7 protein-coding genes are annotated in these 13,744 nt (G+C 46.2%); 3 read left to right on the top strand and 4 right to left on the bottom strand.

Annotated features, from left to right (window positions below; genetic code table 11):
- Nucleotides 1-37 precede the first annotated feature (37 nt).
- Nucleotides 38-1,453 carry a nicotinate phosphoribosyltransferase gene (locus LC073_RS17900; RefSeq protein WP_226648685.1) on the bottom strand — a complete coding sequence of 472 codons (1,416 nt, stop codon included), beginning with the start codon at nt 1,451-1,453 and terminating at the stop codon, nt 38-40.
- Nucleotides 1,454-1,831: 378 nt separating this feature from the next.
- Nucleotides 1,832-2,935, bottom strand: coding sequence for a bifunctional nicotinamide-nucleotide adenylyltransferase/Nudix hydroxylase (locus tag LC073_RS17895; RefSeq protein ID WP_264190683.1), 1,104 nt, complete (start codon nt 2,933-2,935; stop codon nt 1,832-1,834).
- Between the two features lie 241 nt (nt 2,936-3,176).
- On the opposite strand from LC073_RS17895, the gene LC073_RS17890 reads away from it, so the two are divergent.
- Nucleotides 3,177-4,829, top strand: coding sequence for an amidohydrolase (locus LC073_RS17890; protein ID WP_226648683.1), 1,653 nt, complete (start codon nt 3,177-3,179; stop codon nt 4,827-4,829).
- Between the two features lie 199 nt (nt 4,830-5,028).
- Nucleotides 5,029-5,586 (top strand): NADAR family protein, encoded by a 558-nt coding sequence (locus LC073_RS17885; RefSeq protein WP_226648682.1) that lies wholly within the window; start codon nt 5,029-5,031, stop codon nt 5,584-5,586.
- A 171-nt stretch (nt 5,587-5,757) separates the two neighbouring features.
- On the opposite strand, the gene LC073_RS17880 is transcribed toward LC073_RS17885, so the two are convergent.
- On the bottom strand, nt 5,758-8,082 hold the full coding sequence (locus tag LC073_RS17880) for a pre-peptidase C-terminal domain-containing protein (protein WP_226648681.1): 2,325 nt from the start codon (nt 8,080-8,082) through the stop codon (nt 5,758-5,760).
- Between the two features lie 1,397 nt (nt 8,083-9,479).
- Between LC073_RS17880 and LC073_RS17875 the strand changes: the two genes are divergently transcribed.
- Nucleotides 9,480-11,183: an HAD-IIIC family phosphatase gene (locus LC073_RS17875; protein ID WP_226648680.1), complete on the top strand. Its 1,704-nt coding sequence runs from the start codon at nt 9,480-9,482 to the stop codon at nt 11,181-11,183.
- A gap of 201 nt (nt 11,184-11,384) precedes the next feature.
- Here LC073_RS17875 and LC073_RS17870 read toward each other — a convergent pair whose 3' ends face one another.
- Nucleotides 11,385-13,601 carry a M3 family metallopeptidase gene (locus LC073_RS17870; RefSeq protein WP_226648679.1) on the bottom strand — a complete coding sequence of 739 codons (2,217 nt, stop codon included), beginning with the start codon at nt 13,599-13,601 and terminating at the stop codon, nt 11,385-11,387.
- Nucleotides 13,602-13,744 lie beyond the last annotated feature (143 nt).

Below are 13,744 nucleotides of genomic sequence, written 5' to 3'. Positions count from 1 at the left end.
CATAAACCGGCTCTTGACGCTATGTGATAAGAAGAGCTCAGACAGCTATTGCCAGCATCCCCTCCTGAGTGGGTATTTCTGCCAGTAAGCGGACGGCCTCAAAGTCCTGATCGATCAACAGCTTGCCATCGCGAAATACCGGGCGAAGTTGATTCATACATTCCCCTAATTGCTGTTCGCGGATCGTTTGGTACTGCCCATCTCCACGGCGAACCAGTGCCAGGCGTCCTTTTTTAGATCTCTTGCCGGTATCAGTAATAGGATCTTTGTAAACGTCTCTCCACACACCATTGACCTTAACGGCACTCGCCTTCATTGCAAATTTCATCGTGTCTCGATTGACCTTTTGCAATAATTCGCCCCCCATACCAAAGGCAATATTATCCGCGCTCTGCCTGCAGGTTTTCATTGCCGCTAAAATTTCCTCAATGACCTGGAGAGAGACCCCGTCTCCCTGAATCACGCGAATAAAATCAGGCAGAACCCGGTACCCTTTCTTGTTGATTCGCGCCCCAAAAATCCGCATGAGCCGTTCAATGGTTTGGGTTACGATCTGGACAGGATCGCCGCTGTCAGGGCGGATAACCAATGTGCCACCATTATTTTCAACTTGCTCTTTTAACTCACCACCCCAAATATTCTCAAGGGCATTCCATAGATCATAGCTATCACTCACAACTGCCAGCAGTCGCCCATCTCCAGAGAATGCTTTGAGCATATTGGCATAGGCATCAGCTTCATGCGCCCGCCCCCAACTGGTCATAGTGCTGTGTTCAGCTGCGGGAATAGAAAATCCAGCCATGGGTGCATGGTAGAAACGGCGCCCAGCCAGAATTGCACTTAAGGTATCGGTCCCCTGAAAATTCACCAGGTGTGCCAAGCCCCCAATGGCCGCTGTTTCTTCACTGCTGGCACCGCGGGCTCCAAAGTCATGCAATTTAAACGGAAGTCCTTCCAGGTTTTCGGCAGTTTCCTGCAGATATTTCTGAATCATTTTTTTGCCCTCACGGCTCAATGTGGCTACCGTCGTCGGATACCAGACCGCTCGCAGCAAAGCGGTTTCCACATAACTGGTCAACCAAAAGCATTCCGGGTCTGTATTGACCACCTGAGCCATCACATTTTGTACCGGCAACACAGTTCCTTCCGCAACAGCCTGAATCTCTATAGGCAGAAATCCTTGGTGTTTGTTGAGAATATGCTCCCAGCCCATACGATTAAAGGAGACTCCATGGGCTAGGCACAGCTCTTCGGCCTCATCAATATCTGCTGCGGTAATCGGGGTGGTAAGGTATTGCTTGATAAAAGCCTGTAGCCCAAAGAACACCGCCTCCTTAAATTGCCCCCCACGGCTCTCGATATAGCTGCTCACAGTTTGTGTACCTTGTGGGTACTGCAGGTAGTGGCTGGTTTTGTAGCTATCGACATTCAGAATGGGGTTGTAGTGATGCATACCGGAAATCCTCCGTGAGTGTTTACCTGCACCGGTCTATCCAGTGCAACCTGATGGATTGGGCTAAAAGTTTTCTCGCACTTAGAGTCCTTAAGCCACCAACACACATATAGTGTCCATAGGACTCCAGCATGTCAAGCCCTTATTGAAAGGATTGGTTATCCATCAGCGAATCAATCCCGTAGAAATATTGAATCAAAGAAGGAAATAACAGTGGAACCAATCAGATAGAGGCAAGGGGAAGAAAAAAGGGAGCTGGATTGCCGCGGAGAGCGCGGCAATCGTATCTGCAGGTAAACGTGTTTTATTGCATACCCGTTTAAGGACTAAAGGAGAAAATATGCCAGTTAGCCGTCGGGTATCGGCAAAGCCTCCAGCTCAGGCACTGCCCAGTAGTGATTGAATAATGTAGTAATGATCCTCAAACATTTCCGTCGGCTTGAGATTCGCAAGCGGTACCCAGCGCGCCCTCTTCGCATCATCACCACCCTTCACTTTGGGCAGTTGCTGACTGGGCTGCAACTCTAAATAGTAAGCGTGGGTAATCGTTCTACCGCGAGCTGAGCGGTGGGGTTCATCAAAGACATCCTGCTTTTTGATTGAGCCCTTCAGCACCGGAAGCGGCACTTTCAATCGAGTCTCCTCACGCAATTCGCGCAGGCAAGCATCCACCAGCTTTTCATGGGGATCGACAAACCCACCGGGCAGTGCCCATAACCCTTTGCCGGGGTAAGCGCGACGCTCAATCAACAATATATGCCCAGATTGCACCACCGCCGCATCTACCGTCACATGGGTAGGCTGATACGGAGCCGCCTGCCAGGAGGCTTTATAGCGATGGATAAAGGCCATCTCCTCACGCATTGCCCCGTAAGCGGGATTCGTGGCTATGTAGCGCTCCAACTCTGCAATCACCGCAGGCGGTATCACGGTATCTTGCTTTAGTGTTTCAAGAAATGACTCTGCCCCATCGGTAAAAAGCCCCTCACGCAGTGGAGTTGCGCTGATCTCCCGGTAATTCTCTACCGCCAGTGATCCCCACTGGGGAAACAAATTCAAGTAAAAACCTGTGTGGTCCTTATGATGCCCAATCAATGCAATTGTTGCAGGCTGATGGGGAATTGAATGGAGCGCTGTCACTATGCCAGCCACGGAACTCTGAACATTCCGCACCCACAGCTCATCGTTATAGGGCACATCCATTAACGGTAAGCAGGTGAGGCGCTTGCCCTCCGAGTCTGAGAAGCAAGCCCGAATAAAGGATTCTCGCTCCTCATGGGTCCACGGGTTACGGGGGCTTCTAGGTTGGTGCGCCGAACCGATTAAAACAATCAAATGGCTCGCTTGAGCGAGCCCTTCTTTAATCACCGCCAAATGGCCAGAATGAAATGGCTGGAAACGGCCGATAAAAACGGCAAAATCATAATCTCTTTGCATTGCAGCAAACTCCTTGCTGTATTTTTCCTTCCCCGGTCTATCCAGGAAATCCCATGAAAATTATTACTCTCCAGAGACTAAGTGTCAATTAGACCCTATTAACTGCTGTCGTTGCTTGGCCAGCCTTTAAACCTCTTTAGCAACAGGCAAGCAAACCGTTGGTCAAGCTAGGCGTGCACCAGGCGCATATCAATTGAAAGGTATACACCTCTCTTTCACACCGCTTTTCAGGTGGCATAAAGCCACCATAGAATGGTCAACGATGATAACAACAAGGCACTCCACCATGCGTCTAGCCCAAGCTCTAGCGGCGACACTACTCACCGCCTCCTCTATCAGCTCCCAGGCAGTAACACTCATCCACAACTTCTCAGGCTATCAAACAACGGATAAAGCGCTAATTCAGTTCTCTGCCATGGCCTTCGACCAAGGCAAGGTGCTGGAGACTGGCAATATTGCCGAGCTGGATAAAAAGTATCCCGATGCCGAGAGAGTGGATGCCAAAGGCAAGACTCTGCTGCCCGGCCTGATTGATGCTCACGGGCATATGTTAGGCCTTGGACAACTCAATGAATTACTGGATCTGCGCGACCAGTCTCTGGAAGGTTCCCTCGCGGCGATTAAGCGCCATGCTGAAGGGTTGGAACCAGGCCAATGGCTGCTCGGGCGCGGCTGGAACCAAGTCACCTGGCCCGGCAAGCAATTCCCCAGCCGGAAGCAACTGGATGCCCTGGAGATCGATCACCCCATCTGGTTGCGACGGGTAGACGGCCACGCTGGCTGGGCCAACTCCAAGGCCCTACATCTTGCCGGTATCGACAAGAGTACCCAGGCCCCCGAGGGCGGTGACATTCTGCGGGATAGCAAGGGCGAACCCACAGGGATCTTAATTGACAATGCAATGAACCTGTTAGAGAAGGCAGTCCCCTCTCCCACTCTGGCTCAGGAGAAAAAATCCCTACAAAATGCCTTTGCTACAACCCTTTCTCTGGGTTTGACCAGTGTGCACGATGCGGGTATCAACGAGCAAACCCTCAAAGCCTATCGGCAGCTGGCCGACGAAAATGCTATCCCTATGCGGGTATACCCGATGTTGTCGGTAGACAGCCACAACTATGCCAAGTTGCTGAAAGCTGGCCATATCGGCAGCCCCGAAGCGAGGCTGTATATGCGCAGTATTAAGTTATCTGCCGATGGTGCCCTGGGCAGCCGTGGTGCAGCACTGCTGGAACCCTACCACGATCGCCCTCAGGAAAATGGGCTGCTGCTCTACCCCGAGAGCAAAATGCTATCTCTGCTCAAGCTGGCAACTGATAATAATTTCCAGGTGAACGTACATGCGATTGGCGATAGAGCCAACCATATTGTGCTCAATCATCTTGAAACCTTAAATAAAAAGAAAAGCCAGCAAGAATATCGCCACCGCGTAGAGCATGCGCAGGTCATTGAAGTAAAGGATATTCCGCGCTTTGCCCAACTCCATCTAATAGCCTCCATGCAACCCACACACGCCACTAGCGATAAAAATATGGCTGGCGACCGCTTGGGTGAGAAACGCTTAATTGGCGCCTACGCCTGGCAGACACTTCTTAATCAGGGCACACCCATCGCTGCCGGCTCCGACTTCCCGGTTGAACCCGCCAATCCCCTGTTTGGCCTTCACGCCGCAGTGACCCGTCGCGATCGCCAGGGCAATCCCAGCAAGGGCTGGCGCACCGAAGAAGCAATGACTCTAGAGCAAGCTCTGCGCGCATTTACCCTGGACGCTGCCTACGCCAGTCATCAGGAGAAAGTAATAGGCAATCTACAACCCGGTAAGTTTGCCGATTTTATTCTGATTGATAAGAATATTTTTGAAATAGATCCACAAGAGATCTGGCAGGTACAGGTTTTGCAGACATGGGTTGAGGGAGAAAAAGTTTTTCAACGAAAATTATAATTGGCTTGCCACTATCACCTCTTTATAAATCGCTCGGTGCTTTTGTAAACCTCTATTAATAAGTATGCAATCTGGGCCCTATCAAAGCCCAGGTTGCATACAATGCCCTTAAAAAAGTGAGTCCGCAGTAGTTAATCGACCAACTCATTGGCCTTAGATTCTGGCATTAGAAATCCAGAAGTCAGCAGCCGGAGGAAAAATGAATATTAAGTCAAGAGATCAACTTATCGACTTCGTAAACAAAGGAAACAAGGTCAAATACCTCTTCTTTTGGGGGCATCAAGAAAAAGGAAAGCAAGTCTCCAAGAGCTGCTTTAGCCAATGGTCCGATTCCAAATTCGAAGAAGAAGGACATCATTTTATTACAGCTGAACACTACATGATGTATCACAAGGCCAAACTATTTGGGGATAGCAACGCATGTAAGAAAGTTTTGGCTTCATCCAATCCGGGCGAGGCGAAGAGCATAGGTCGGCAGGTTGTTGGTTTTAACCAGAAGATCTGGGAGGAAAATCGATTCGATATAGTGGTTAATGCCAACCTTGCCAAGTTCTCCCAAAATATTGAACTAAAGGAATTCCTGCTCAATACAGAGAACAGGGTCTTAGTGGAGGCCAGCCCTGTCGATAAAATCTGGGGAATTGGCTTGGCTCAAGACAGTTCTAAAGCACAAGACCCGAACACCTGGAAAGGTCTTAATCTTTTAGGTTTTGCGCTTATGGAAGTAAGAGATAAGCTTTGTCTTTCTCTCGCTTAACAGACTTAAATTTTATCAGGCTTGAGAGTTTGCATAGCAAGCCTTAAAAAATCAAAGTCAACTCGAAACGAACTCAAAGTAAAGCAGCTTCCAAAAAAGATTGAAAACGGGTAATGGAGTTATTTTAGATTAAACCACTCCATTACCCATAAATTAACTACCTGCTAGGTGTTAGTAATCAACACTTAACCAGAGATTTTCAAAGTCAGTGTAACCATAAACAGCCACATGCCAGATACCTGCTTGAGGCGTATTCACATCAATAGACTCATGGCTGCTCCAGTTTTCAGAGAAATAATCCGCATTGGTTGCCGAGGCTTGCTCACCATACTTGATATACAAGTCGGAATCGCCGAGAGAACCAATAAATGATGGCCCGGTCGCAATGGAAAGCTTATCTGCGCCCTCTGGCACCTGCACCTTAAAAGTGAGCATCTCACCCGCCTTACCATCCAAATCTGCGGTTGTCTCTCCTGCTAATAGGAACTCAGAGGTAGACTCCGTGAAGGAGCCCATTAAAGTGACATCTTCAAAATCCGTATAGCCCAATAGCATAACATGCCATACACCCGCTTTCGGATTGGCTATTGAAACGGCCTCTTCATTACCACCTAAATAGGGACGATAATCATAGACAGATTCTGTTGGTTTCTCTCCAAAGCGCACGTAAAGATCCGCATCGCCAGTGCCGCCAGTCATTACAAAATTTAAGTCAGAAGCATTTTCTGGAACGGTCAGAGTGAAATGCAATGCTTCTCCAGTAGCGGCAACCAATCCGGCAATCTGCTGTTGATTAACAAGCTCATTAGCTGGCTCTCCACCCAAATCCAGAGTTGCAGTCAAATCGACACCTTCAAAAGAACGCTCGACCGGTGATAACAGTACATACCAGCGGCCTTGCTCTGGCGAAGCAATCTGTATATTTTCGAGGTTACCGGCATTTTCTGAACTGAAATCAAAATCTGTGGTACTGGGCTGACGGTTGTAAGCGACATAAACATTCATCTCGCCGCCTGTTCCCGACTCTTCTGTTTGAACAGTCAGCTTTTGAGCATTTTCAGGGACATCGATATGGAATAGCTTTTCACCTTTAGCCCTTAAATCGACCCTTGGTTTACCCGAAATTAGCGTTCGCTCCGCCTCCTCATCACAAATAAATGTGCCACCACCTTTAACCGGACTGTATTGGATATTGCCACCTTTCATCACACCATTCATTAGGGTGAGCATTTCACAGGAGTAAACATCTAATAGATTATTGGTAACATCCACATCTTTCAGGAAGGGCTTATCCAATACCCACTCAAATTGAGCTGCGTCCAAATAATTGCCCGCAAAATTTAAGGATTCCAAGCGCTTGGGCAGCTCTGGAATTTCCGTCAGGTTTTCATTGACTGCGGTCAGATGTTTTAGATATCGAAATAGATGGATACCCTGCAGCGACTGAATTTCACCATTCCCAGGAGTCTGGATTTCCTCTACTTTTGCAGCCTCTAAACTGCTAATTTCACCATCGTTATCGCTATCAAAATAGGCAAGCAGATAAGACTTAAATGCCGGATCAGGAATATTGATATTCACTGCACCGTAGTGGGAAGCCGCCCCCACCTGATCACCAGCTCCGAGGTCGAAACGTTGCCCCACAATGCCATCATATTTCTCATAGCCTTTCTTTGGGACAATAGTTGCATCCCCATTAACACTATATGCCCTGGAGGGATAGTGCATCACAGACAGGAAGTCATACTCGCTGTAATTGTGAGATTGACGAATATCAAAGTTGTAGATATATGCAGGCTTTATATTATCTTTAAGGATCATCACATATTGATCCCGATCCGAACGCTGTTGCTCATGCCTCATGCCAATTGCGTGACCCAGCTCGTGAACAATAATATACTTTTTATCCCAGTTGTTCATACTGAAAAACTGCCCACCGCCGGACATTCCAACCATTGAGCGATTTTCACTGCCATTACGTACATAGATATAATTGGTTTGATTCGTGCGTTGCTCAAACTTTAAATCTGCGACTTCTTCCCAAACCTTGGTGGCTTCCCAGAAGCGTAGGCGGTTTTCTTCCGTTACATCCTTATAGAAATCATAATAGACAATACCTTCAGGCCATTTATTTGCTGATAGCTCAAAAGCTGACATGATACCAACTTGCCCGGACTCCTGCTGAACCAGCTCCAGCATGTCACCAGTTAACTGATAGAGTTTGCCATCGACCATCACTCTTTTTGCTGTGAATTGCTCTTCCAATTTCGCAAATTCACTTGCAGTGAAGCTCGGAATACTAGGATTCTCTAGCTGACTTGAAGCCAGCGCCGATTGACTCATTAAGGCCAAACTTGTGGAAACCCCCAGCACTGCACCGGTTAATTTTTTCATTTTCATGTTCCTTCTCTGAAAATTTACGGATTTATAACCTAATCTGGTGTTCAAGGCTTTGAAAGACGACGTACTCACTTGATCTAAATCAAAAAATTCCATGGAGCACACCGACGCCGGCAAGAATACAGCGATAAAGTTTCAAGGTCGATAGGAATTCAATCAACGAAAGCAAAATGAACAACTGAAAGTAAAAAAATATTTTTGAAATAGAATTTTAATTTTATGGACACTTCTCACTTACAGTATCCAGTACACAACTCCATAGGTGAAGTCAGAGAAACTTGGAGCTGATTTTTACAGTTCAGCTACTTTTAAAAAATTTGAACTGGGATGGCTATTTAATTCTGAGGAGGTATTACGTAAGTGATCAATAATCTGGAATATCCATGTGAAGACCAATCAGGCAAGATACACATCCCAAGTCAATCGTAAAGTGTCAACAAGAACCCAAAAGATAAACACTCACTGCCTAACCAGCATTCTTGGGATAGAAATACCTACCAAAAGATAATATGCCTCTTAGTGGAAACAAGTATTTCGCTAAAACCCAATTTCTTTCTGAATGCACCTTTGCAGCACTATCGGTTCCTTTTCTGAATTCTAGGATAGCCATCATGGACACACTACTCGCTTGACTTTACCGTCCAACAAAAATCAATAGAAAAAAAAGTGATATCAGCAGATCACTATCTTCAAATAGCAAGATAAACAAAGGGTAAGGGTAAAATATAGCTGGGTAATACCCCAAAATATCAACAGCTGTAACGCTAGGAAATTTAGTGGGACGGACCTTGAAGATATATGAAAATGGCTCTACCTAACATCCACAACCTGCATTGTCTACAGAAATATTGCGAAATTTTTCAGCTTTCCCTCAGTACACACTCCATTTCATTTTCTCTAGCGATAAAACTCGAATGATAAAAGCTTACCAAGGGAGCCCATACCTACTTCAATAATGCTGTCGCTAAAGAAAATAGGCCAGTATGCACTTCCAGGTCTTTACCAAGGATTCGTAGTACGCCCGTATAACTTTTCTGGTAAGCACCTTGTATCAATGATCCAACAAACAGAGAACTGTTAGCGCTTACCAACCGGCTCCAAACCATAAGCAAGCTTCTAATATTTGATAAACGACTATTTAATACCACTAAAGCAGATTAGGGGGTAACTAAGGACATCAAAAATTTGTTTCATTTGAATATTCGCAAGATATTGACTAACCTCCAGTTAGATATTGAACACTAACCATCCAAAAGTCCCAAAGGACGGGACTGCAGCAGGCCTTTCAAACATAAAACCAACTAATATATAAAACATTGCTAGACTTAGCTGATCACCATGATCACTGACAAATAAAGCACATAGCTGAATATATTTGATTTTGTATTGCAAAATTCGGCGTCGCCACTAGCAGTAAAGAAATACTCAAAAACTGCCAGCCATATATGTAAATGCAAAATCAACATGCTAACTTTTGGTCGTAGAGTTTCCGCATGAAAAACATTGAATCCGCTGAAATAAAGAATTTAATTACAGATTTTGATGGAACCCTTTGGCAGGGCTCCATTGCAGAAGGCGAAATACCCCATCTTAATTCTGATTACTATCACTATCTTGTTGATCTATATAGAAAAGGAGTTGTCATAATAGGAATAAGCAAAAACGATAAAAATGATATACAGGTAGCGATTCAAAAACTCAACATCAATAAAGAAATTTTTTTAACCGTCATTGCCAACTGGCAGCCTAAAACGGACAATATACACGCACTTTTTCAGCAACTCTCACTTAAACCTTCCAGTTCAGTTTTTATAGATGATAACCCGCTAGAAAGAAGCGATGCCCGGGCGCTATTTCCAGAACTACATGTACTCGACTTCAAAGAGTGGCGAATACTTCAAAAGAATTCATACCTTAAAGATCCTATATCCACCGAAAGAAGCATTAAAGATCGATACAAAAAATATCGACACGCCCTAAAATTTTTTGATGCCAGAGCACACTTTGATAAATCTGACAAAGAGTTCCTTTATTCGAGAAATCGATCAATACAAATTGGTTCTCCAGCCAGTGAAGAAGAGCTTTACCGGGTTGCCGAGCTGTTCTTTAGGACAAACCGGTTAAACTTTAACCCGAGAAAACTATCCTCAATTAATGAATCAACCGATTACATACGAGCAATACTAGAATCCGGTGGAAGGATTTATTCTGTTTCTGTGAAAGATGGAGGAGAATCCCTTGGGATTCAGGCTGCATTTACAGTAACCACCAATGGGTCAACATCAATTGTCAACAATGGCACCATTTCTTGTAGCATGATCAGTTTTGGTGATTTCGAGGGAAAGATTCTGAATGAACTGTTGAAAACATGGTTCAAACATACTAACAAGGTAGAAATTCTAGTTAGACGAACTAAAACCAATACCAGAATTTTTGAAATACTTAAAAAATTTCATTTTAAGTTAAAGTGCCAGGATAATAAAAACTCTATTTTTTCCTTAAAGAGGGAGCAATTCAAGGAAATCTCTATCCCCTGGATAAAATCCGATGAAGGCGCTCAAGTAGACTACGATTATTTTGGCGTTCCAGCTATTAGAAATTATTTCTTAAACCGGGAGTGGGATAAAATACCAGCAAACTCTCATGTGCTTTTACTGGGCTCGGGACAAGGCGAAACACTAGGTTTAGCAGTTACCAATAAGCTCTTTAAGCATTTACAAGCAATAAACACAAGGTATGACCTTGTCGATATCGAAGACTATGGATTCAATATCGTCGCCAATGCAGAAAACCTGAAAGATATTTATAAAGCAGATTCCGTTGATTATATTATCTGCGCCGAGCTCCTGGAGCATACTGAGCATTATTGGAGAGTTATCAACGAACTATTACGAATTCTAAAGATCTCTGGCCGAGCATTTGTCAGTGTGCCCTTTAACTTTCCAGCACATGAATATCCAATTGATAAGTGGCGATTATCATTCGAATACCTTAAGGAAACCTTTGGGATCTGCTGCAAAATTGAAGACTACCATCTTGAGGGCGATCCAAACAACCCACGCCATATCCTATTAAGCCTCACCAAAACAGGCCCCTTTCTTCAATACATAAAGCCTAAGCAGGGATACTTAGATCCCCATACCGGATTAACTTATATTTTTAGTGATAATGAAAAATTTAAAAACTTAATCCCTTAGTAAACACCATTCTGTAATAGCACTTAAAAACCACCCAATACCTCACCTAATATATTTCAATCTACCCAACTTGAAACCACCAGTATAGGAATACTTAAATCCACTTATTATGGAAAGTGGCATCAACTCAAATGGTTACAGGATAAAAAAAGGCCGCATCAATTGATGCGGCCTTTTCGAACTAATAGTTAAACTAAACGATCAGTTCTTAGAGGCAACAGTGCTCTCTTTCTTCCCAGGGATTGGGAAGCCACGATCACGCATCAACGCTTCGATATTCGCATCACGGCCGCGGAAAGCACGGTAGGCATCTGCAGGATCAATGGCATTTCGCGGTGCAAACAGGTGTTTCACCAACTTGGCTGCCACGCCCTTATCATAGAAACCACCGTTGGACTCGGCAAACGCCTCAGAGGCATCCGAGGTCAGGACGTCTGCCCACATGTAGCCGTAGTAACCAGCGGCGTAGCCCTCACCAGAGAAGACATGGCCAAAGTGTGGTGAGCGATGACGCATTACTAACTCTTCCGGCATACCCAGTTTTTCCAGGGTTTCACGTTCGAACTTGTCCGGGTCGATACCCTCTGGATCGGCAGTGTGGAACTTCAGGTCCATCAGAGCGGAAGCCAGGTACTCGGTGGTGGCAAAGCCCTGATTAAACTTGGCTGCTTTCTTGATCTTGGCAACCAGGTCGGCCGGGATCGGCTCACCAGTTTTGTAATGCACCAGGTAGTTGTCAATGACCGCATCGGTGGACAACCAACGTTCCAGCAACTGGGACTGGAACTCGGTATAGTCACGAACGCCGCTGTTGAGAGTCGGATAGGTAACGTTTGAGGACAGGAAATGCAAAGCGTGACCGAACTCGTGGAAGAAAGTCTCCGCATCGTCCCAGCTCACCAGTACAGGCTCGCCAGGCGCGCCTTTGATAAAGTTGGAGTTGTTGGAAGCAAGTACATTCTTTTTGCCATCAAAGGTGGAGTGGTCACGGTACATGGTTGCCCAAGCACCGGAGCTTTTACCTGTGCGAGCGAATGGGTCCAGATACCAGAGGCCAATGTGCTTGCCACTAGTCTTATCGGTTACTTCCCAGACTTTTACATCTTCGTGGAATACCGGCACCGAGCCCTCTTTCACCGGGGTGAACTTGAAGTTGAACAGCTCACCAGCCACGTAGAACATGGCTTCACGCAGATTGTCCAGCTGTAAGTACTGCTTCACTTCGTCCGAGTTCAGATCGTACTTAGCTTTACGAACCTTCTCAGCGTAGTAACGGTAGTCCCAAGGCTTAATGGTGATATTAGCCTTCTCAGCATCTGCCACAGCCTGCATATCGGCCACTTCTTCTTTCACGCGGGCAACCGCTGCTGGCCACACGGCCTCCATCAGCTCCATGGCGCGCTCAGGGGTTTTCGCCATGCGGTCTTGCAGACGCCATTCAGCGTAGTTATCAAAGCCCTGCAGAGCCACACGTTCATCGCGCAACTTCAGGATTTCAGCGATGATGGCGTTGTTATCATACTCATCATTATTGTCACCACGGCTGTAATAGTTGGTCCACACCTGCTTGCGCAGCTTGCGGTTTTCGGAGTAGGTCAGGAATGGGTCCATGGAAGAGCGGGTATTGGTAATAGCATACTTACCCTTCTCACCCTTCTCCTCTGCCAGCGCAGCCGCTGCGGCAACAAAAGATTCCGGTAGACCAGCCAACTGATCTTTGGTCAGGAAGATATCGTAACCTTCCTCATCTGCCAGTACGTTATTAGAGAATTTGGTGTAAAGCTCTGCGAGGCGCTTGTTGATTTCCGCATAGCGCTCCTTCTTCTTGCCTTCCAGGGTAGCGCCATTGGTTGAGAACTCGGTATAAATCAGCTCAACAACACGCTTTTGTTCAGCATCCAGATCCATAGATTCGCGCTGGTCGTAAATAGCCTTGATGCGCTTAAACAGGCCTTTGTTCTGGTAAATCTTGGACTCGTAATCAGCCCAGATTGGCGCCAGCACCTGTTGAACCTCGCGGAACTCTGGAGAAGACATATTTCCAGACCAGATTCCGTAGTACGCCGTTGCCCGATTTAACGCTGCGCCACTACGCTCCATCGGCAAAATAGTATTACCAAAAGTCGGCTTGGCAGGATCAGCGGCGATAGCATCAAGTTCGGCCAAATTCATCTCAATACCCTTCTCGATTGCGGGTTTGAGGTCGTCCAGCTTCATCTTGTCAAACGCAGGTACACCACCAAAGGGTCCAGTCCACTCTGCCAACAGCATGTTAGAGGCGTGCTCTGGAGTTACGGCCATGGACTCTTCGGCTTTTACAGTGTCTTTTGCTACCTCAGCCTGCTTTGCCTTTTCACCACAACCGCCCACAACCGCCAGGGACGCGGCTACGGCTAGTGCGATCATTGTCTGACGCATTTGCTCTCTCCTCGTAAAAAAGGGTCTTGTAATAGTTTTAAGAGCGGGATTCTACCCTCTCTTGACCTATGCCGGCCAATTCTACCGCCTCCACGACCTGGAACTGCGACTAACTGAGTGATTTGTGCGACAACCTCCTCCCC

Source organism: Microbulbifer variabilis, assembly GCF_020524905.1.
Classification (GTDB): Bacteria; Pseudomonadota; Gammaproteobacteria; order Pseudomonadales; family Cellvibrionaceae; genus Microbulbifer; species Microbulbifer variabilis_A.
Note: the sequence above shows the minus strand (reverse complement) of the source record. Positions and strands in the feature narration are given on the sequence as shown.

What these genes read in the sequence shown, in the direction of transcription:
- LC073_RS17890 (WP_226648683.1), top strand. Translation starts at nt 3,177, where the DNA reads ATGCGTCTAGCCCAAGCTCTAGCGGCGACACTACTCACCGCCTCCTCT.
- LC073_RS17900 (WP_226648685.1), bottom strand. Translation starts at nt 1,453, where the DNA reads ATGCATCACTACAACCCCATTCTGAATGTCGATAGCTACAAAACCAGC.
- LC073_RS17880 (WP_226648681.1), bottom strand. Translation starts at nt 8,082, where the DNA reads ATGGAATTTTTTGATTTAGATCAAGTGAGTACGTCGTCTTTCAAAGCC.
- LC073_RS17875 (WP_226648680.1), top strand. Translation starts at nt 9,480, where the DNA reads ATGAAAAACATTGAATCCGCTGAAATAAAGAATTTAATTACAGATTTT.
- LC073_RS17870 (WP_226648679.1), bottom strand. Translation starts at nt 13,601, where the DNA reads ATGCGTCAGACAATGATCGCACTAGCCGTAGCCGCGTCCCTGGCGGTT.
- LC073_RS17885 (WP_226648682.1), top strand. Translation starts at nt 5,029, where the DNA reads ATGAATATTAAGTCAAGAGATCAACTTATCGACTTCGTAAACAAAGGA.